General features: G+C 62.1%; 18 protein-coding genes. 11 read left to right on the forward strand and 7 right to left on the reverse strand.

Annotation, left to right across the window (positions count from 1 at the left end; translation table 11 throughout):
• The first annotated feature begins 36 nt into the window (after positions 1–36).
• Together fbaA and ACH2EI_RS18300 are read left to right on the forward strand one after the other, a co-directional pair.
• The gene (fbaA, locus tag ACH2EI_RS18295) at positions 37–1119 is read left to right on the forward strand and encodes a class II fructose-bisphosphate aldolase (protein WP_395154450.1); all 1083 of its coding nucleotides are present in this window, start codon (positions 37–39) and stop codon (positions 1117–1119) included.
• A 119-nt stretch (positions 1120–1238) separates the two neighbouring features.
• Complete coding sequence (locus tag ACH2EI_RS18300; RefSeq protein WP_395154525.1) at positions 1239–2291, forward strand: isopenicillin N synthase family dioxygenase; 1053 nt, start codon at positions 1239–1241, stop codon at positions 2289–2291.
• A 29-nt stretch (positions 2292–2320) separates the two neighbouring features.
• Here the strand turns inward: ACH2EI_RS18300 and ACH2EI_RS18305 are convergent, their stop codons facing one another.
• A complete protein-coding gene (locus tag ACH2EI_RS18305; protein ID WP_395154449.1) occupies positions 2321–4225 on the reverse strand; it encodes an ATP-dependent DNA helicase in 1905 nt (634 codons plus the stop codon).
• A gap of 73 nt (positions 4226–4298) precedes the next feature.
• Here ACH2EI_RS18305 and recO point away from each other — a divergent pair, with 73 nt between their 5' ends.
• The 4 genes from recO to ACH2EI_RS18325 all read left to right on the forward strand — a co-directional run bounded on the left by recO (position 4299) and on the right by ACH2EI_RS18325 (position 8494).
• Positions 4299–5084: a DNA repair protein RecO gene (recO, locus tag ACH2EI_RS18310; protein ID WP_395154448.1), complete on the forward strand. Its 786-nt coding sequence runs from the start codon at positions 4299–4301 to the stop codon at positions 5082–5084.
• A 136-nt stretch (positions 5085–5220) separates the two neighbouring features.
• Positions 5221–6531 carry a glycine--tRNA ligase gene (locus ACH2EI_RS18315; protein WP_395154447.1) on the forward strand — a complete coding sequence of 437 codons (1311 nt, stop codon included), beginning with the start codon at positions 5221–5223 and terminating at the stop codon, positions 6529–6531.
• Between the two features lie 16 nt (positions 6532–6547).
• Positions 6548–7324, forward strand: coding sequence for an indole-3-glycerol-phosphate synthase (locus ACH2EI_RS18320; protein WP_395154446.1), 777 nt, complete (start codon positions 6548–6550; stop codon positions 7322–7324).
• A 45-nt stretch (positions 7325–7369) separates the two neighbouring features.
• Positions 7370–8494, forward strand: a complete 1125-nt coding sequence (locus tag ACH2EI_RS18325) for a ResA-like WAxxUGC motif-containing protein (protein ID WP_395161073.1) — start codon at positions 7370–7372, stop codon at positions 8492–8494.
• A 47-nt stretch (positions 8495–8541) separates the two neighbouring features.
• Here the strand turns inward: ACH2EI_RS18325 and ACH2EI_RS18330 are convergent, their stop codons facing one another.
• Genes ACH2EI_RS18330 through ACH2EI_RS18340 form a run of 3 tightly spaced genes read right to left on the reverse strand, consistent with a single transcriptional unit; the run spans position 8542 to position 11442 of the window.
• Positions 8542–9390, reverse strand: coding sequence for an SDR family NAD(P)-dependent oxidoreductase (locus ACH2EI_RS18330; RefSeq protein ID WP_395154281.1), 849 nt, complete (start codon positions 9388–9390; stop codon positions 8542–8544).
• 52 nt (positions 9391–9442) lie between these two features.
• On the reverse strand, positions 9443–10387 hold the full coding sequence (ctlX, locus tag ACH2EI_RS18335) for a citrulline utilization hydrolase CtlX (protein WP_395154282.1): 945 nt from the start codon (positions 10385–10387) through the stop codon (positions 9443–9445).
• Positions 10387–11442: an ornithine cyclodeaminase gene (locus ACH2EI_RS18340; RefSeq protein WP_395154283.1), complete on the reverse strand. Its 1056-nt coding sequence runs from the start codon at positions 11440–11442 to the stop codon at positions 10387–10389. Before ACH2EI_RS18340 ends, ctlX begins: the two co-directional genes overlap by 1 nt.
• A 103-nt stretch (positions 11443–11545) precedes the next feature.
• On the opposite strand from ACH2EI_RS18340, the gene ACH2EI_RS18345 reads away from it, so the two are divergent.
• Both ACH2EI_RS18345 and ACH2EI_RS18350 read left to right on the forward strand, forming a co-directional pair.
• Positions 11546–11977 carry an Lrp/AsnC family transcriptional regulator gene (locus ACH2EI_RS18345; protein ID WP_395154284.1) on the forward strand — a complete coding sequence of 144 codons (432 nt, stop codon included), beginning with the start codon at positions 11546–11548 and terminating at the stop codon, positions 11975–11977.
• Positions 11978–12143: 166 nt separating this feature from the next.
• Positions 12144–12797 (forward strand): phosphoribosylanthranilate isomerase, encoded by a 654-nt coding sequence (locus tag ACH2EI_RS18350; protein WP_395154285.1) that lies wholly within the window; start codon positions 12144–12146, stop codon positions 12795–12797.
• Positions 12798–12824: 27 nt separating this feature from the next.
• Here the strand turns inward: ACH2EI_RS18350 and ACH2EI_RS18355 are convergent, their stop codons facing one another.
• Positions 12825–13337 carry an RDD family protein gene (locus tag ACH2EI_RS18355; protein WP_395154286.1) on the reverse strand — a complete coding sequence of 171 codons (513 nt, stop codon included), beginning with the start codon at positions 13335–13337 and terminating at the stop codon, positions 12825–12827.
• Positions 13338–13374: 37 nt separating this feature from the next.
• Positions 13375–14040 (reverse strand): nitroreductase family protein, encoded by a 666-nt coding sequence (locus tag ACH2EI_RS18360; protein ID WP_395154287.1) that lies wholly within the window; start codon positions 14038–14040, stop codon positions 13375–13377.
• 97 nt (positions 14041–14137) lie between these two features.
• Here ACH2EI_RS18360 and betA point away from each other — a divergent pair, with 97 nt between their 5' ends.
• The 3 genes from betA to ACH2EI_RS18375 all read left to right on the forward strand — a co-directional run bounded on the left by betA (position 14138) and on the right by ACH2EI_RS18375 (position 18613).
• Positions 14138–15835: a choline dehydrogenase gene (gene betA, locus ACH2EI_RS18365; protein ID WP_395154288.1), complete on the forward strand. Its 1698-nt coding sequence runs from the start codon at positions 14138–14140 to the stop codon at positions 15833–15835.
• Positions 15832–17352 carry a choline-sulfatase gene (gene betC, locus ACH2EI_RS18370; RefSeq protein WP_395161075.1) on the forward strand — a complete coding sequence of 507 codons (1521 nt, stop codon included), beginning with the start codon at positions 15832–15834 and terminating at the stop codon, positions 17350–17352. Before betA ends, betC begins: the two co-directional genes overlap by 4 nt.
• A gap of 313 nt (positions 17353–17665) precedes the next feature.
• A complete protein-coding gene (locus ACH2EI_RS18375) occupies positions 17666–18613 on the forward strand; it encodes a DUF222 domain-containing protein (RefSeq protein WP_395161077.1) in 948 nt (315 codons plus the stop codon).
• Positions 18614–19440: 827 nt separating this feature from the next.
• Here ACH2EI_RS18375 and ACH2EI_RS18380 read toward each other — a convergent pair.
• Positions 19441–19653: a hypothetical protein gene (locus ACH2EI_RS18380; protein WP_395156792.1), complete on the reverse strand. Its 213-nt coding sequence runs from the start codon at positions 19651–19653 to the stop codon at positions 19441–19443.
• Positions 19654–19659 lie beyond the last annotated feature (6 nt).

A 19659-nucleotide genomic window follows, 5' to 3' on the forward strand; every position in this document is an offset into this window, starting at 1 on the left:
GGGCCATGGTCGGAGCCAACGCGTAAGGTCGCACGCGTGACTGATCTTCGTAACGATTTCCCCGCAGGTGTCCTCACCGGAGAGGCCGTGAACGAAGTGTTCGCGCTCGCCAAGGCTGAGCGGTTTGCACTGCCAGCCGCCAACTGCATTGGCACGAATTCGATGAACGCCGTGATGGAAACCGCCGGGAAGGTGAACAGCCCGGTCATCATCCAGTTCTCCACGAGTGGTTCGGCTTTCGTTGGTGGCAAGAACGTCCCGGTCGATGCTGCCAAGGCATCGATCCTGGGCTCGGTCGCCGGCGCCAAGCACGTGCAGACCATGGCCGAGGCGTATGGCGCTCGCGTCATTCTCCACACCGACCACTGCCCGAAGAGCAAACTGCCCTGGATCTCTGGCCTCCTCGATGTCGGTGAAGAGCACTTCGCCGCGACCGGTTCGCCGTTGTTCAGCTCGCACATGCTCGACCTCTCCGAAGAGCCGATGGAAGAAAACCTCGATATCTGCGTCGACTATCTGAAACGCATGGCGCCTCTCGGGATGACGCTTGAAATCGAACTCGGTATCACCGGCGGCGAAGAGGATGGCGTCGACAACTCTGATGCCAACCCCGAAGACCTCTACTCGAAGCCTGCAGAAGTGGCGTACGCCTACGAGCGGCTCATGGAAGTCAGCCCGAACTTCACGATCGCAGCAGCCTTCGGCAACGTCCACGGCGTGTACAAGCCCGGCAACGTCAAGCTCACCCCGACCATCCTCCGCGATGCTCAGGCCCACATCGCTGAGAAGTACTCGACCTCGAGCGATAAGCCGGTCAACTTCGTGTTCCACGGCGGCTCGGGTTCCTCGGCTGCTGAGATTGAAGAAGCGCTCGGCTACGGCGTTATCAAAATGAATATCGACACTGACCTGCAGTGGGCGTACTGGGACGGCATCCGTGCCTATGAGGCTGATAAGCACGACTACCTGCAGGGCCAACTCGGGAACCCTGACGGTGTCGACTCGCCGAACAAGAAGCACTACGACCCGCGGGTGTGGCTCCGTGCCGGCGAAGTGAGCTTCATTGAGCGCCTCGAGCAAAGCTTCCGTGAGCTCAACAACATCGACACACTCGGATAGTTACGTATGGGGTCAGGCCCCTTTCGCAACTCTGTGTCGGTCGGATAGCCAATCCGGGACACGCTGTGCCGTCGATTTCGACGCGATGGCTCTCCAGGCGCCACGATGGGGTGGTGAGCATGCTTGCAGCTGAGGCCGGACGAATTCCTGTGATGAGCCTGAAGCGGCTGCGCGGGAGCGACGACGACCGGCGCAGCCTCGCCGACGAACTGACGGCGGTGTACCACGACATTGGGTTTGCGGTTCTCGTTGACCACGGTCTGCCCGATGGACTGATCGCTGGGGTCTTCGACATGATGAGCACGTTCTTCGCGCTGCCCGACGAGCAGAAACGGATGATCGACAAGTCGGCATCGCCGTACTTCCGTGGGTGGGAATCTGTCGGGACGGAATTCACGAATAACCGGCCCGACATCCGAGAACAGATCGATGTGTGGAGTGAGCACCCGCCGAGCGATCAGGCTGACGGTCCGGACTACTTGCAGCTGCTTGGGCCGAACCAATGGATGCCTGAGGACGTACTGCCGGGTCAACGAGAACTCGCTCTCAACTGGTTCGAACGGCTCGGAACGCTCTCCGACGAAGTGCTCAGCCTTTTCGCCACCGGGCTCGGTCTACCGCGGGAGCAATTCGCTGCGGCGTTCGGCAACGACGCGATGTCGCTGACCAAGTTCATCAGCTACCCGCCCACACCCGAAGGCGCAGCCGGGGTCAACGCCCACAACGACACGGGCTTCGTCACCTTGCTCGCTGCCGGCGAGACGCCTGGCCTGCAGGTCCTCGACCCCACCGGTGTCTGGATCGATGTTCCGGTCGTACCGAACTCGTTCGTCTTGAACATCGGCGAGATGTTGCAGGCGATGACCGGGAATTATCTCCTGGCCACGGCGCACCGTGTGATCACCCGCGAGCCACGAATGTCGGCGGCGTATTTCCACGGCCCTTCACTCGACACGCCCCTCGATCCGATCGGGCTCGACCAGCGATTCGTCGATGCGGTCACAGCGAGCGAGCGGCACAGGTCGGCAGGATTCATGGCGACCAAAGAGCAAACCGAAGCGGGCATTGGCGACATTGCGAGTACGACGCATACAAGCACGTACGGCGAACAGCTCTGGAACTACTTCTCGCGTAGCTATCCGGACATGATGGAACGGCACCACGGCAGATAGTTGCGAAAGGGGCCTGACCCCATGCGTGACTATTCGCGGAGGGAGCGGAGGAATGTCTCGACTTCTGCTCGGTGTCGTGTGCGCTTCATTGGAGGCAGTGCCTTGACGATGTCCCAGCGGTAGCGGGCTTTGCCGAGGCGCGGGTCCATCACCGCGACGACACCCTTGTCGTCGGCGGTACGAATCAGGCGGCCACACGCCTGGGCGAGCATCATCGAGGCGCGCGGGATGTCGATTTCGCTGAATGCGGCAGGGCCGAGCAGGTCACGACGGGCCGACAGCAGCGGGTCGTCCGGCCGAGGGAACGGGATCCGATCGATGACGACAAGCGACAGTGTGCGGCCTGGGACGTCGACGCCCTGGAAGAGCCCGGCCGTTGCGAACAGGCAGGTTTCCTCCGAGTCGGCAAACGTCTTGACCAGCGCGGGCTTCGGGAGGTCGCGTTGGGTGAGGATGGGGAAGTCCAACCGGGACTTCATCTCTTCGGCAGCCTCGTCCATCGCCCGGTAGCTCGTGAACAACGCCAGCGTTCGGCCGCCCGCAGCGTTGATCAGTGCTTCGAGTTCGTCGTTTGCTTTCGCTCTGAACCCAGGGTCGTTCGGGTTCGGCAGGTGGATTGCGTTGTAGAGAATCGAGTTGGCCTCGTAGTCGAACGGGCTGCCGACATCGGCGACCTCGACTTTCTTACCGCCGAATTCCATGCCGACTCGACTTGCCAACGATGTAGGAATCGTGGCGCTGGTGAGGATGGCGGTGCGTTTGGTCCAGACGCCTTCTTTGAGCGTTGGCCCGACGTCGAGGGGCTGAATTTCGAGGCGGGGGGAGTCGCGGCTGCCTGAGACAAATGCGACGTAGCCCGCTTTGCCTTCGATGGCGACGTCGAGATACTCGATCGTTCGCCCGACCATCGTCTGGGCGCGGAGTTTGCGTTGCTTCGCGTCCTCGTTCGATGTGTCAATCGCGACCAGCGTGTTGTTGGCGTCGCCCAACGTGAGGCGAGCGTCAGTGAGCACCTCTTGCAAATCGTCAGGCAGCGGCGTCGGTAGCCGTTTTCCAAGCTCTGGCTCAAGGACATCGCGGAGGCTTGGGCCAACGTCGGAGATTCCACCAGTGATCGACGGGTCGTCGATGATCTTGCGGACCACACCGGACAGCGCGGTGAATCGCCCGGGAGAAATTTCGACACCGACCGTGTTACTCATCGTGTCTTCGAGCGTGTGCGCCTCGTCGAACACAACGACGTCATGGTCCGGCAGTACGGCGCCGTCGGCTGCCACGTTGAGCCCGTAGAGGTACGTGTTGACGACGATCACGTCGGCAGCAGCAGCTTTACGACGCGCCTGCTCGGCAAAACACGGGTCGCCGAGTGGGCACTTGTCGGCACCGGGGCATTCGTCGCTGCCGACGCTGACCGAGCGCCAGGCATTGTCGCTGGGGGACCAGTCGAGTTCGGCTTGATCCCCGGTCGGCGACTTCGCAGCCCAGAGAGCGATCTTCTGGATCTCTGCCTTTGTGACGACGGCCATCGATTCGAGTTCGAGTTGGCCTTCGCCTTCGGCGCTCACCTCGCGTAGTCGCTGCAGGCAGACGTAGTTGCTGCGTCCCTTGAGGATTGCCCAACTGAAGTCGACGCCGAGGTGTTCGGCGAGGAACGGAAGGTCCTTCTCGGCAAGCTGGTCTTGCAGTGCTTTGGTCGCAGTTGCGACGACGACGCGCTTGCCACCGGTGATGGCCGGCACAAGATAAGCAAGTGTCTTGCCAGTGCCCGTGCCTGCCTGCACGACGAGGTGCTTCCCGGTGGCAATTGACTGCTCGACGAGCCGCGCCATCTCGAATTGGCCCGGACGGTCTTCGGAGTTCTCCAGAGCGGCAGTGACGGTGGCGAGCGCAACGAGTGCGGCTCCTGGCTCGGAGCCGGCAGGGGGGTCGCTCATCAGGATCCGCACGATACCCCGTGGAGCCGACGGAGATCGGGTACCCCAACGGGCGCCGCGTGGGCCTGCTCCCATGGAAGAATGGCCCGGTGACGTGCTCGCTCCTCTCGATGGCTTGCAGGGCGAGTGCATGAGCGAGATCTATCGGGATGTGGGGGTCGTCCTGCGGACCTACAAGTTGCGTGAAGCCGATCGCATCATTGTCATCCATACACGCAATAACGGCAAGGTTCGTGCGGTCGCGAAGGGTGTCCGTAAGACCAAGTCGAAGTTTGGCGCTCGGCTTGAACCAATGAGTCACGTCAACCTGCAGTTGTACCGGGGACGCGAACTCGACATCGTGACGCAGGCTGAATCGGTCGAGCCACTCGCTCCGATGCTGTCGTCGCTCGACAGGGCATCGCAGGGGCTTGCCGTGCTTGAGGCTGCCGACCAGTTGTCGCTCGAACGAGAGCCGAACCCACGGCTGTATCAGATGATCGTCGGGGTGCTTCGGACGATTGCTGTCAAACCATCTCCGCTGAACGTGCCTGCCTTTTACTGGAAACTGCTGGCTCATGAGGGGGTTCGGCCGCAGCTCGAGGAGTGCGTGCGCTGCGGCGAATCCGGCCCGGAAACGCAACTGGTTGCCTTCGACGTGAACGAAGGAGGCGTACTCTGCCGATCGTGTCGTTCAGGACAGTCGATCAGCCCGGGCGCACTCGACCTGCTGCGCAACATTCTTGGAGGTCGGTTGGCCTACGCGCTTGCTCAGGAAGAGTCGCCAATCACGCACGAAGTCTCAGGCCTCGCGACCCGAGCCCTCGAATTCCACATCGAGCGACGGCTGAAGGCGATCGCGATGTTTGAAGCGCACTGAGGGGTCAAACGCTTCGGCCGAATCACAAGCCGAAGCCGAAGCAGTCCAGCTCGCCAGGGTGGATCGCTCAGTTGGAGTTCCGGTGACACAAATGCGCAGGGTGGGTCCGACAGTGCGCTCATAGACTCGAATGCCTATGCCGGCCACGGATCTTGATCAAATTGTCAGCCTCTGCAAACGACGTGGGTTCGTGTCCCAGTCAGCAGAGATCTACGGCGGCTTCCGCTCGACCTACGACTACGGGCCCCTCGGCTCGCTGCTGCTGCGCAATGTGAAAGAAGCATGGATCCGGTCGATGGTGCAACTGCGCGACGACGTGGTGCTGATCGACGCCGCCATTCTGGGGCCGCCGCAGGTGTGGGAAGCATCTGGGCACCTCGGCAACTTCTCGGACCCGCTCGTCGACTGCACAAACTGCAAAACGCGGCACCGCCTCGACAAGCTTGACGACCCCGATACCTGCCCCGACTGCGGCGAGAAGAACAGCTTTACCGAGGCCCGCGAGTTCAACCTGATGTTCAAGACTCAGGCTGGCCCGGTCGAAGGTGCAGGCGCCGACGCCTACCTCCGCCCCGAGACCGCACAGGGTATGTTCACCAACTTCACCAACGTGCTACAGACGAGCCGCAAAAAGCCGCCGTTCGGCATCGCCCAGGTCGGCAAGAGCTTCCGCAACGAGATCACGCCGCAGAACTGGATCTTCCGCACACGTGAATTCGAGCAGATGGAGATGGAGTTCTTCGTCCCGCCGGAAGACAGCGACACGTGGTACGAGTACTGGTGTAACGAGCGCCTCAACTGGTACATCGAGCACGGCATCCCTGAAGAGATGGTCATGCTGCGCCCGCACGACGAAGACGAGCTGTCGCACTATTCGACCGGCACGTCTGACGTCGAGTTCAAGTTCCCGTGGGGCTTCGACGAGCTTGAGGGCATCGCAAAGCGCACCGACTTCGACCTCAAGGCACACGCTGCTGCGTCGGGTGAGAAGCTCGACTACTTCGATCCGCAGACGCAAGAGCGCTATGTGCCGTATGTGATCGAGCCAGCCGCCGGCGCCACTCGTACGATGGCGGCGTTCTTGCTTGCGGCGTACGACGAAGACGAGGTGAACGGAGAAGTACGTACTGTGCTTCGCCTCCACCCGCGCCTCGCTCCGTACAAGGTCGCCGTGCTGCCGCTCAGCAAGAAGGACACGCTGACGCCGTTGGCCCACGAGATCCGCAAGCTGCTCGCCGATCGATACATGGTCGACTACGACGAGACCCAAAACATTGGCAAGCGGTATCGCCGTCAAGACGAAATCGGTACGCCGTTGGCGGTTACTGTCGACTTTGAATCGCTCGACGACAACGCCGTCACCGTTCGTGATCGCGACACGATGGAACAGGTTCGCGTTCCGATCGACCAGCTGCTGGCAACGGTGAGCGAGAAGCTCGGCTTCTAGGCGCAACCGGCTCAACATGGCTGCGACCTACCTGGACAAGATTCTCGATCGCCATCGCGAGATGGCCGCTGCCGACACGCGCCCGATCGATCGACTCATCGACGAAGCAACAGCCATGCCTGCCGTGCGTGGGTTCCGTGCTGCGTTAGCTGACAGCGCGAAGCTTGGGGTTGTCGCCGAGATCAAGCGTCGCTCGCCGTCGAAAGGCGATCTCAACATCGGCCTCGATCCGGCTGAGTGGGCCAAGATATATGAGGCCGGGGGAGCATCATGTCTCTCGGTGCTGACTGACGCCGACAGCTTCGGCGGCTCAGTCGCTGACCTGCAGGCGGCTCGTGATGCGTGCTCGCTGCCGGTGATTCGCAAAGACTTCACCGTCAGTGAACGGGATGTGCTTGACGCCCGATTGATGGGCGCCGATTGCGTGCTCCTGATTGCTGCGGCCCTCGACTCGGCAGAACTTGCTGGGTTCCACGCGCTCGCCACACAGATTGGGCTCGACGTGTTGGTCGAGATCCACGACGAAGCTGAACTTGAGCATGCGCTCGAGGCCAATGCGACGCTCGTCGGGGTCAACCAGCGCGACCTCGTCACCTTCCAGGTCGATCACGAACGGGCGATCCGAATGGGCGGAGTCATTCCCGGCCATGCGGTGAAGGTGGCCGAATCCGGCGTGCGGGGCGGCGACGACGCTCGGATGCTCGAAGCCGCTGGCTACAACGCCGTGCTTGTCGGCGAAACGCTCGTGACGAGTGCACACCCGAAGCAGGCGCTCGCCGAACTCATTGGCTGACGGCTGGTCTGTGTCCCGAAGAGTCTCGGCTCGTACGGTAGAGACATGCTGACACGGACGCTTGACATCACCGCTGCTGACTTTCTCGACGGCACCGGTTGGGACATCAAACCGCAGGGCGCATGCAAAGCAGAAGTGTGTGTGCCGTTGGCGTCGTCCAACGGTGGCTTCGACCTCGCCTCCGCTGCTGAGCGGCTCGGTATGGCGATTGTGACCGATGAGTCGAGCGGGCTGACAGCCATTGGCCCCGAGTCGATCGGCGACCGTGCGCTGGCCACAGCGCAGGCCCCTGAATTGATCTTGAGCGACTTGGACGGCAACGAGTTTCGGCTGTCGTCGCTCCTCGGGCGGAAGGTCGTGATCGTCTCCTGGGCGCCGTATTGAGGTTGCTCATTCGATCTGCCAGGTTGGCAGACACTGCGCAATGAACTCCACGACGACGGCCTCGAGATCGTCACGGTCTCACTCGAACTGAGTGGCCCCGAGGCATCGCGTCGATACATCGAAGCAGCGTCACCGGAACACCCGTCCCTGCTCGATCCGACCCACCAAATGGACGCCCTTTTCGGCGTCGTCAACATTCCCAACGTTGTGTGGATTGATGAAGCCGGAATGATTGTCCGACCGCCCGAGCCGGGCTGGCCGGGTGGCCGACAGGAGTTCCCGAAGGAGATGCTCGAGGGCATGCCAGACCTCGGCAAGGCGCATGGCGCACCTGACGAGCCTGCCGACGGCCCGGGTATGTGGGCCGTGCTCGGTTCGGGTCAGGACCGCATGTCGTACCCTGACGCAATTCGCGACTGGGTCACCAAAGGTGACGCGAGTGAATTCGTGTTGTCGCCTGACGAAGTGGTCGCCCGGTCCGAGCCGCGCAATGCCGCCATGTCGAAGGGGGCCGCTCACTTCGAGCTGGCCAATCACCTTTGGCAAGCGGGCAATCGCGATGCAGCGATTGAGCACTTCAATGCCTGCCACCGGCTGCAACCTGACAACTGGACCTACAAGCGGCAGGCCTGGTCACTGTTGGGCCAAGAACGCGTCGGTGGCGACTACGGCCGCTTCGTGCAGGGCCCGGTCAAGGGCGAAGAAGATGCGTGGCCGTTCGACTCTGACTTCCGTTCGGAAGTTTCGTCGCGAGCAGTTGGCAGCTACTACCCGAAAACGATCTAGAGGCTGGGAATGCGGTGGTTGCCGTTCTTGGCAGTGTCGTCGTTCGGCTACTTCAGTTCGCGTCGGCCGCCGGCGATCAGCGCACGCTGATACAGCCCGGCGGGGAGGCGCGATGCGATGTCGAAGAGAACGGCATCTGGGCCGATCAATGCGCGGCGACGGTTGCGTTCGACGGCCTTCAGGATCTGACGGGCGGCTTTCTCCGGAGTCGTTCGAGCCAGCTTGTCGAACTCTGTCGTGAAGTCACTCGCCTCGGCACCGACGTCGTGCATGCTGTCAGTGAGTCGAGCGTTGCGGGCGATGTTGGTCTTGATGCCGCCCGGGTGGATGGTGGTCGTGGAAACAGGGGCACGCTCGATTTCCAGCTCGATGCGGAGTGCGTCGGTGAAGCCGCGAACTGCGAACTTCGCCGCGTTGTATGCAGACTGGCCCGGGATCGACACCAGCCCGAACACGCTCGAAATATTGACGACGTGGCTGTGTTCCGGTCCGGCATCGCCAGCGGCGCGGAGATGCGGCAGGAATGCCTGGGTGCCGTGAACGACCCCCCAGAAGTTGATGTTCATCAGCCACTCGAAGTCATCGATCGATGAACCTTCGAACGTGGCCCCGAGCGTGACACCGGCATTGTTCACGATCATGTTCACGCCGTCGTGCTGGTTGGCTACATCGTCAGCCCATTCGAACATTGCATCGCGGTCGGCAACGTCGAGGTGCTGGGACGTCACTTTGACGGCATGGCCTTCGCAGAGGCCGACTGTCTCGGCGAGGCCGGAATCGTCGACATCGCTGATCGCCAGGTTGGCGCCACGCTGCGCGAGATCGATGGCGAGCGCTCGCCCGATGCCTGACCCGGCGCCGGTGATCGCTGCGGTCGTGCCACGGAAGTTCTTCATGGCCTGAGTCTCGCGCAATGACGACGAAGGGTGCCAAGCACCACGACGTTCGTCAGGCTGATTTTTGAAGTGGCACTGCTACTGGGCGTCGGTCAAGGTGAATGCCAGCGATCATGCAGCGCACGCTGCCGCCGGCGAGTTCGATGGTCGGCACGTCGAGGGGGAGCAACGTGCAGCTCCGGCTGATCACATCACGCTGTTCGTCGCGCAGGCTGTCGTAGGCCCGCTGGGAAAGTGCCAGGACACGACCGTCTCGACCGCGAAGTTCGATGGCGTTGCCGGCGAAGTTGTTGATCTGCTCGTAGCTGAGGCCGACGACGGCCCGACCCGGCGAGGTGAGGCGTTCGATTACTTCGCGCCGGCGGTGGGTGTCGGCGATCATGTCGAGGCCGACCATGACGAAATCGGTGGCGATCGTCATCATCACGTTGGTGTGATACACCGGCACACCCGCTTCGTCAGTTGCGTCGAAGGCCATCGGTTCATAGCCGAAGTTCGTGCAGAACCGTTCCAGTGCGATCGGGTTTGCACGGTTGGATCGGACCGCGTACGCCACCCGAGTGACGTGGTCGAGGACCATGGCGCCGGTGCCTTCGAGGAACACGTCGTCGTGTTCGAGCCCTGAGTAGTCGATGACGTCTTGGACGCGGAACTGCTCTTTGAGCGCGTCGATCACGTCGACGCGGCGCTCGGTCCGACGGCTCGGCGAGTACATGGGATAGATCGCGACGTGGCCGCCCGAGTGAGTCGAGAACCAGTTGTTCGGGAAGACGCTGTCTGGGCGGGTGGTCTCGTGGTCGTCGAACAGGTGCACGTCGACACCGACCGAGCGGAGCGTGGCGACAGCCGTGGTGACTTCACGCTCCGCGTCTGCAGCGATTTCGACGCCTGATCTTTGGTCGTCGAATGCTTGGAATGAATTATCGGCCGCGGTGTCAGGGTTGGGGGAAAAATGATGGGGGCGGACCATCACGACGGCGCTTGGCGCCTGGATCATCACGCACCGCCAGATAACACAGGGACCCGGGCGTCGGCGACGAGGCCGAAGAGGTTTTTGGGGTCGGAGGGGTCGGCGATGAGATCGACGAGTGCGTAGAAGTCGGTGCCGTCGACGGCGTCACGGAGGTAGCGCAGTGCTGCGAAGTCTTCAATGGCGAAGCCAACCGAGTCGAAAATCGTAATTTGGTCGGGGGAGGTGCGCCCGGCGGCTTCGCCAAGGAGCACCTGCCACAGCTCGGTGATGGGAAAGTCGGCGGGCATCTGCTGGATCTCGCCCTCGATCCATGTCTGCTCGGGGAACTCGACGAAGACGTCGCCCAGGGTGAGGATCGCAGCATCGAGTTCGGTCTTGCCGGGGCAGTCACCGCCAATAGCGTTGATGTGCATTCCCGGCTCGATCATGTCGGCAGTGAGGATGGTGGCGCTGGCCTTGTCGGCTGTGCACGTGGTGACGATGTCCGCGCCGCGGACTGCGTCGTGGGCACTCGAGGCGACGTACACGTCAAACCCGAGCGGTTCGGCGTTGCCGACAAATTTCTGCATGGCGGCGGGGTCGGTGTCCCAGATTCGCAGGGAGTTGATGCCGAGCGCTGCACGCATTGCGAGCGCCTGAAACTCAGACTGAGTGCCGTTGCCGATCAGGGCAAGCGTTGCGCTGTCGGGCCGTGCGAGATGCTTTGCAACCATGGCCGACGTGGCAGCTGTACGGAGGGCGGTCAGTACAGTCATCTCTGACCAGAAGGTCGGGTAACCGGTGGCAACATCAGCGAGCACGCCGAATGCCGTGACGGTCTGATGACCGCTGGCGGGGTTTGACGGGTGGCCGTTCACGTACTTGAATCCGTATTCCTGGCCGTCGCTCGTCGGCATCAACTCGATGACGCCGACATCGGAGTGGCTGCCGATACGAGCGCACTTATCGAACACGGGCCAGCGCCGAAAGTCGGCCTCGATGTAGTCGATCATGCCGAGCATGATGTTCTCGACACCCTCCTGTGCGGCCCAGCGCGTGATGTTCTTGACGTCAACAAATCGAACAGCAGTATCGCTCATACGACCACCGTACGACTGTGCAATGTGTAGCAGCAATGGCATAATTGTGGCAATCTGACTACTGTACTGTTCAGTATGCTCGTCTTGACCTAGCATTGTGTACATGCAGGAGCTGGACGAACTCGATCAACAGCTGATCTCGGCGCTTCGTGCCGATGGGCGAGAGCCGGTGACGACGCTTGCTCGCCGGCTTGGCGTCACCCGGGCAACGGTCAACAGTCGTCTCGATCGACTCCAGGAGTCGGGCACGGTGCTTGGCTTCACCGTCCGTATCCGCGAAGATCACGACCCGCAGTCGGTCCGGGCCGTGTCGCTCATCGAGGTCGAAGGCCGCACCACAGAAGACGTCATCAAACGACTTCGGGGTATCCCTGAGTTGCAGACGCTCCACACGACGAACGGCGGCTGGGACCTCGTGGCCGAGATTCGCACCAACTCGCTGGCCAGTTTCGACCGCGTCCTCGTCCAGATTCGATCAGTTGAAGGGGTCGTCAACAGCGAGACCAGCCTGCTGCTCACCAGCGTCCTGCGTTAAGCGCCCCGCCTTCTGACGTTTCACACCGCGGTCAGCTTGGGTTCAGAGGGTGACAGCGTTACGGGGAGTTCCAAAGGTCGACCCGGTCCAGGCATGTCATGAGTTGCAACAGCCAAGAAACAGATACCGACGCACGGGTGCTGGTGCAAGTACCGTTCGAGATCTCATGTTCGTGAAGATCTGCGGTATCACCAACGAAGACGACGCACTCCTGTCGGTAGCAATGGGCGCTGACGCTGTCGGCTTCGTCTTTGCACCGTCGACACGACAGGTTGCACCGCAGAAGGTGTACGACATCACGCGCCGATTGCCGCCCGAGATCCTGACCGTTGGTGTGTTCCGCAACGAGCACCCGTCGCGCGTTATAGAGATTGCCCACAAGGCCGGCATCAAGGCCATTCAACTGCACGGTCGTGAGACTCCAGACCAAACCAAAGAGATCGCTGGGCATTTTCGCTGGGTGATTAAGGCGTTCGCGTCAGACGACGAAAACCTTCCCAATGCAGATCGATACGGCACCGACATGCTCTTGCTCGATGCACCGAGCCCGGGCAGCGGCAAGCTGTTCGACTGGTCGATCGCGGGCGATGCACCCGACTCGATGAAGCTGATTCTCGCCGGTGGCCTCACCCCCGAGAACGTCGGGAACGCGGTCGAGGAAGTTCGGCCGTGGGGCGTCGACGTGGCGAGTGGGGTCGAGAAAGAGCCTGGCAGGAAAGATCCAATGAAAGTCAAGCGGTTCATCGAGAACGCCAAGGCACATGCGATCGAGCAGTACCGCGGCGACGACAACATCCCGTACGACTGGGATTTCGAGTAGCCAGTTCGGCCCTGCTGCTCTCTGGCTTTACGGGCTGATCACCCGGGTGCCCATAATCAGGTCATGCGCGGCGCGGCGTTCGCGGTTGGTGATCGCCACGAGCATCCCGACGAAGAAGAACAGAAAGCTCAGCGCTGACAGCAGCGTGCGGAGCACAGCACGGCGGAATGAGATCGTCTTGCCGGTTTTCGCATCGATCACCAGGATCTCGGTCGACCGCTTGCCGACCGATGCTCCCTGTGAGATCGATCGGCTGTACCAGAGGACCCACAACGCCGAGAGGGCGTAGAACACGATGCGGGTGAAGCGCAATGCCTCGGCCGAGGCGATGCATTCGCCGTCAAGGTTGGCGGTGGTGAGGCCGCAGCCGGTCATGCCGCCAGGGCCGAACCCCCATGAAATGATCCACGCAGGGACGAGAACGAGCACGCAGAACAGCATGCCGTCGACCATGATTGCCCCGATCCGCTGCGGGAACGATGCACGTACGTAGCGACTGACCAGGTGGCCGGCAGACGGTGCTGTCGACGGGTCGGCCACAAGACAAGTGTGCCACGGCGGCTTGGGCCCAGCCGGGTCAGTTGGAGTGGGACTGCAGCGGAGCGCCGTCGAAGCCGTCGATTGTTGCGAATGACGCGACTGGCTCACGATTGAGTCGCGTGGGCTGCTTCACAGGGCGACCGAGGAAGATCGTCGCAACGAGTGCGTGGTCTTTGGGGAGGCCGAGGAGGCCAGCAGCTTCTGGTTCGCGACGACTCAGGAAGGTGGTCATCACGCCCCCGAGGCCGTGATGCCGCGCCGACAGCATGAGGCTCCAGCAGAATGGATAGATCGACCCGCCGCCGGTTATTGGCGGCCGTTCGAGGTCGGCGTCCATCATTGCGATCTTGCCGAGATCGGCAGCGATAGCCAGCACGACTGGGACGGAGTCGATGTTATCCAAGAGTTCGTTGGGCTTGCCGGGCGTGATCTTGTCTGGCGTGTCGTATCCCACCACGGTGTATGGCTGGCCGCCGGCCATGCGGATCTCGAGGTACTCGTCCCACACCGGCTGCATCAGGTCGGCCAGGCTTCGCCGGAGCGGGCGGTCCTCGACGACAGCGACGCGCCACGGCTGGCCGTTGCCACCTGACGGAGCGAACCGGGCGTCATCGAGGATCGCAGCGACGGTGTCGAGCCCGACCGGCTCGTCCTTGAATGAGCGAACGGTGCCGTTGGTGCGAAGTGCGTATTGCAGATCCATAGGCGTGAACCTATGGCGTGCAGACGTTGTCAGGCGAAAAGCGGGAGCGGTTCGGTGTTCGCAACCGTGGGCACTGCCTCGATGGCAGACTGTATGGGTGTACGACTACATCATCGTCGGTGGCGGCTCTGCAGGCTGTGCGCTTGCCAATCGTTTGAGTGCCGATCCATCCAACGAAGTTCTTGTGATCGAGGCAGGTCGCCGCGACTGGAAGTGGGATGTCTTCATCCACATGCCCGCGGCGCTGGCCTTCCCGATCGGGAGTCGGTTCTACGACTGGAAGTATGAGTCCGAGCCCGAGCCGTTCATGGATGGCCGACGGGTCTACCACGCTCGCGGCAAGGTGCTGGGCGGCTCGTCGAGTATCAACGGCATGATCTTCCAGCGGGGCAACCCGATGGACTACGACAAGTGGGGCGCCCTACCCGGCTTAGAGAATTGGGATTGGGCGCACTGCCTGCCCTACTTCAAGCGGATGGAGAACTGCCTGGCCGGCGAGGAGCCGGAACACCCGGGCCTGCGCGGCGACGGGGGTCCGCTCAAGTTGGAGCGCGGCCCGGCCAACAACGCGCTGTTCGACGCATGGTTGCAAGCGGGGGTCGAAGCCGGCTTCAACCGCACCGACGATGTCAACGGCTATCGCCAGGAGGGGTTTGCGCCGTTCGATAAGAACGTGTCACGCGGTCGCCGCCTCAGTGCAGCCCGGGCGTACCTGCACCCCGTACTCGACCGGCCGAACCTGACGTTGATGACGCGGGCGCAGGTCAGCAAGGTGAACTTCGACGGCAACCGCGCGACTGGTGTCGACGTCGAAGTCGGCCTCCGCAAGAAGAAACAGACGATCGATGGCAAGGAAGTCATCCTGTGCGGCGGTGCCTTCAACAGCCCGCAGCTCCTCCAGCTTTCAGGTGTCGGCGATCGCGAGCACCTCGAATCACTCGGCATTCCCGTCGTGGCACATGTGCCAGGCGTGGGGGAGAACCTGCAGGATCACCTCGAGGTGTACATCCAATACGAATCGAAGCTGCCAGTGTCGATCCAACCGCACTTGGCGCACTGGAAGAAGCCGTGGATCGGCCTGCAGTGGTTGTTCCGCAAGGGGCCGGGCTCGTCGAACCACTTCGAGGCCGGTGCCTTTGTGAAGAGCAATCCGAATGAGTCGTATCCGAACCTGATGTTCCACTTCCTGCCGATCGCGATTCGCTACGACGGATCGGCACCGAGCAGGCCCGACGGGAGCGACGCCAAGATCGAGCACGGTTATCAGGTGCACGTGGGGCCGATGTATTCGGACGCTCGCGGCACGGTGAAGATCACAACGCGTGATCCGCGCCAGCACCCAGCCGTGCAGTTCAACTACCTCAGTACCGAGCAAGATCGCCGTGAGTGGATCGAAGCAGTTCGCACGGCGCGCAAGATTCTGACGCAGCCGGCATTCGAGCCAATGAACGCCGGTGAAATCTCACCGGGCCCTTCCGTCGAGACGGATCAAGAGATCATGGACTGGGTCGCCAAAGACTCCGAAACTGCGTTGCACCCGTCGTGCACGACCAAGATTGGCGGTGCTGACGATCCAATGGCGGTGCTCGACCCGAACTCGATGAAGGTCTACGGCACCGAGGGCCTCCGTGTCGTTGACGCGGGTTGCATGCCCAACGTCAGTAACGGCAACACCTATGCACCGACGATGATGATCGCGGAGAAAGCCGCCGACTTGATCCTCGGCAACGATCCGCTGCCTCCAGACCACACCGAGGTGTACCGCGGCGCAGCCGTCGAAGGCGGGCGTCGATGACCGAGCCGGCGGCAGGGCCGGCGACTTCTTCGACGCGACAGCAGCCGAACATTTTGCTGATCATGGCCGATCAGTTGTCGGCGCCGTTCCTGTCGATTCACGGTGGCCCGGCGATCACGCCGAACATCGATCGGCTTGCTGTCGAGGGAACGACGTTCACGAGTGCGTACAGCAATAGCCCACTGTGTGCGCCTGCTCGCTTCGCGATGATGAGCGGCCAGCTGAACAGCAGAATCGGTGCGTACGACAACGCATCGGAGTTCACGTCGAGCATTCCGACCTTCGCTCATTACTTGCGGTCTGCTGGCTACCAAACGTCGCTTGTCGTCAAGATGCACTTCGTTGGCGCCGACCAACTGCACGGCTATGAAGAGCGCCTCACCACCGATATCTATCCGGCCGACTTCGGGTGGACGCCGAACTGGGGCGACCCGGACGGCCGTTTCGATTGGTGGTTTCACAACATGGATTCGGTGCTGCACGCTGGCATTGCTGACGCGTCGAACCAGCTCGACTACGACGATGACGTTGCTCATCACAGCATCCGTAAGTTGCGCGATTTGGCACGGACTGCCGATGATCGCCCGTGGATGATGACGGCATCGTTCACACACCCGCACGATCCGTACATCGCTCGTCAGCAGTTCTGGGATCTCTACGATCATGATGCCATTCCGATGCCGTCGGTCGACCCCATCGCCGACGACGCGAACGACCCGCATAGCCGACGCCTCCGCCAGGTGATCGGGGCTGACAACACCGAGATCAGCGACGGCCAGATTCGCAACGCCCGTCACGCGTACTTGGCCAACATCAGCTTCGTCGATCACCACATCGGTGAGATGCTTGACACGCTCGACCGGCATGGCATGGCCGACAACACAGTCGTGATTTTCACGGGTGATCACGGCGACATGCTCGGCGAGCGTGGCCTCTGGTACAAGATGAGCTTCTTCGAGCACAGCGCCCGGATCCCGCTGATTGTCCGCCGGCCCGGCGTGGCTGGCGGCGAGCGGATCGACGAGCACGTCGGCCTGCTCGACATTGCCCCGACCATGCTCGACCTCGCAGGTGTCGAGGTGCCAGCGACGATGGACGGCTGCAGCGTGCTCGATGGTGGCGTCGGCAAGACCGTCGTGGGGGAGTACCTCGGTGAGGGTGCGGTGGCGCCGATCTTCATGATCCGCCGAGGCGATTGGAAGTACGTGTCGTCGCGTGCTGACCCGCCGCAACTCTTTAATGTGGCTGTGGATCCGGCCGAGTTGAGGAATCTGGCAGCCGACCCCGAACATGCCGACGTCGCTGCAGCGTTCGAAGCAGAAGTGGCTGAGCGTTGGGACGCGGCTGCGATTGACGCGGCAGTTCGGGCCAACCAAGTGGCGCGGGCGACAGTCGACCGAGCGTTGCGCCAGGGTCGGTTCGAAGCGTGGGACTACGTGCCCCAGAGCAACGCGCTCAACCAGTACATGCGCAACCACCTCAACCTCAACGACGTTGAATCCAGCCGCCGCGCCTGATTGGTTGGATTGCCGCCACCCGGCGGGGCGCGACACCCCGATCGCCGTCATCTGATGCAGAAGGCGTCTCTTCGACGAGACACTCAAATTTCTTGAGAATTTCTCTTCCAGCACAGCGCGCGGAGTGGCCCGTAACCAGGTCACCAAGACGTCGAATTGGAGGTGTGTCGATTGGCCCCTTGTGGTGGTGTTCGACCCGGTAGCGCGCGCTCGACAGGGGCCTCTGACGGGTCTGTCGCTGGGCCCACCTGTAGGAGTATCGCACCTGGTAGACGGATAGAAAGGTCGACCGACGGAGGGGAGAGTTGTACCTATGTTCGCAGAGCTAATCGGGGAGTTGACGACGTTGTCGGCTCGCGGTTCGTTTCGTGTCGGCGGCCACCGGTCGATCCGGACCTACCTCAAGGGAACGCTGAACTGTTCGGGTGCGCAGGCGAACAGAATCCGCCGCCGCGCCGACCTGGTCAACCATCATGAGGCAGTCGGCGACGCACTGCTGTCCGGCCAGATCGGCATCGACCAGATCGATCGGCTCTCCACGGCAGCATCGCATCCCCGTGCCGGTGATCAGTTCGCCGACTTCGTGCCGATCCTGCTGGAGCAGGCTGAGCAGCTCGAGTACAGCCAGTTCGACAAAGTGATCGATCGCTTCATCGACCGCGCTGACCCCGATGGTGCGTTCGATACACAAAAGTTCCACGAAGACCACCGCACAGCAAGCGTCCGTGACGACAGCGGAGTTGTCACGGTGCATGCCTCCGGTGGGTGCACGCAAGCTGCTGCCGAGATGGCCAAGATCTTCGAACTGGCGGTGCAAGCCGAGTTCGAATGCGACTGTGCAGCACGGCGTGCAGACCACGGCGACGACGCACTCAACCATCCACTCCCACGGACCATCGTGCAGCGCAAGTTCGATGCACTGCATCAGATCTTCCTGGCATGGGCGACTGTTCCGGCCGATGGCACCACACCCGACCCACTGGTCAACATCCTGTTCGACCACGTCTCGGCCGGGCACGCAATGTTCGCTCACGGCCTTGTCGACTCGCCGAACATCTTCGGGCTCCCCGACGATGTGTTCGAGGCCGCGGCAGCAGACCTGTCGAAGCATCGGTGCGAAACCACGACCGGAACGTCGGTCCAGCCCGCAGTGCCGCACGCAGCGATTGTTCACCGCAAAAGCCCGAGAAGCCGCCCAGCTGTTGGTCACCACCTGCACCCACCGCGGCTGCGACATTCCGGCGACCTTGTGCGACGTTGATCACCGCAGAGAATGGGCCAGCGATGGTGGCTCAACCGATCAGGCCAACGCGATGCCACTCTGCGGATCCCACGACCGGTGGAAACACGCGAACAAGATTCGAAGTCGACGTGCCAGTAGTGGCCGGATCTTCCTGATCAGACCCGACGGCACCACCGTTCTGCCCGTCGGCGCCCGCGAACCCGACTGGGCCGAATCACGACCATCTGAACCACCATCTGAACCACCATGTGAACCACCATGTGGACCACCATGTGAACCACCATGTGAACCGCAATCTGGACCGCATGCCGAACAGCCGTTGAACGTCGACGTTCTGTGGGAACAGGTCGGCGAAACAATCGAATTTGGCGAAGCAGCTCTGACGATCCCGCCGGGCCCCGCTGCACGGCACCGGTATTGCTACTGGTTCGACGGACACGACCTCCACCGAACGAGCTGAACACCATTCCGGAACACCATTCCGGAACACCTGAGGGGCGCAACTGTCCGGAGTGCTTGACCGATCGTTCTGGTCGCGCCTGATCGGGCTCTCGAGCGTCAGCGCAAATCGACGATCGAACGTCGGAAGGTCAGGGTCATCGTCACACGCATGGTGAACACCCCGACGACGCGCATCGTGACCTGCGCACCAAGTTGCGGCGCAAGAACGCTCGACGACCAACGAAGATCGCAATGTTCACGCCGTGGCGCATTCCGCTCCGTCTCGTCACGACGATCGAACTGACCAACATGCCAACGCCGAACGAACCGAGCACGATTGACAATGCAGTGAGCACGGTCAGGGTGACCATGAGGCGGATGGAAGTGTGTCGGGGCGTCCCGCCTCAGCGTTTGAAGAAGCGGCGCAGTGCGCTCTGGTAGGACGCGGTCAGCCAGGCGAGTGATCCGCCAAGGAAGAACAGCGCCATGATCCAACGGAAGGCCATCTCGCCACTGAAGTCATTGAAGACCTGAACGGCCCCGGCGATCATCGATGCGACGAGCACGATGACGCCGATCGACCAGATCACGCCGACTGCTCGGTCGTGTCCGGTCACTGGCAG

The sequence above is a fragment of the Ilumatobacter sp. genome (assembly GCF_041688325.1).
Taxonomy (GTDB): Bacteria; Actinomycetota; Acidimicrobiia; order Acidimicrobiales; family Ilumatobacteraceae; genus Ilumatobacter_A.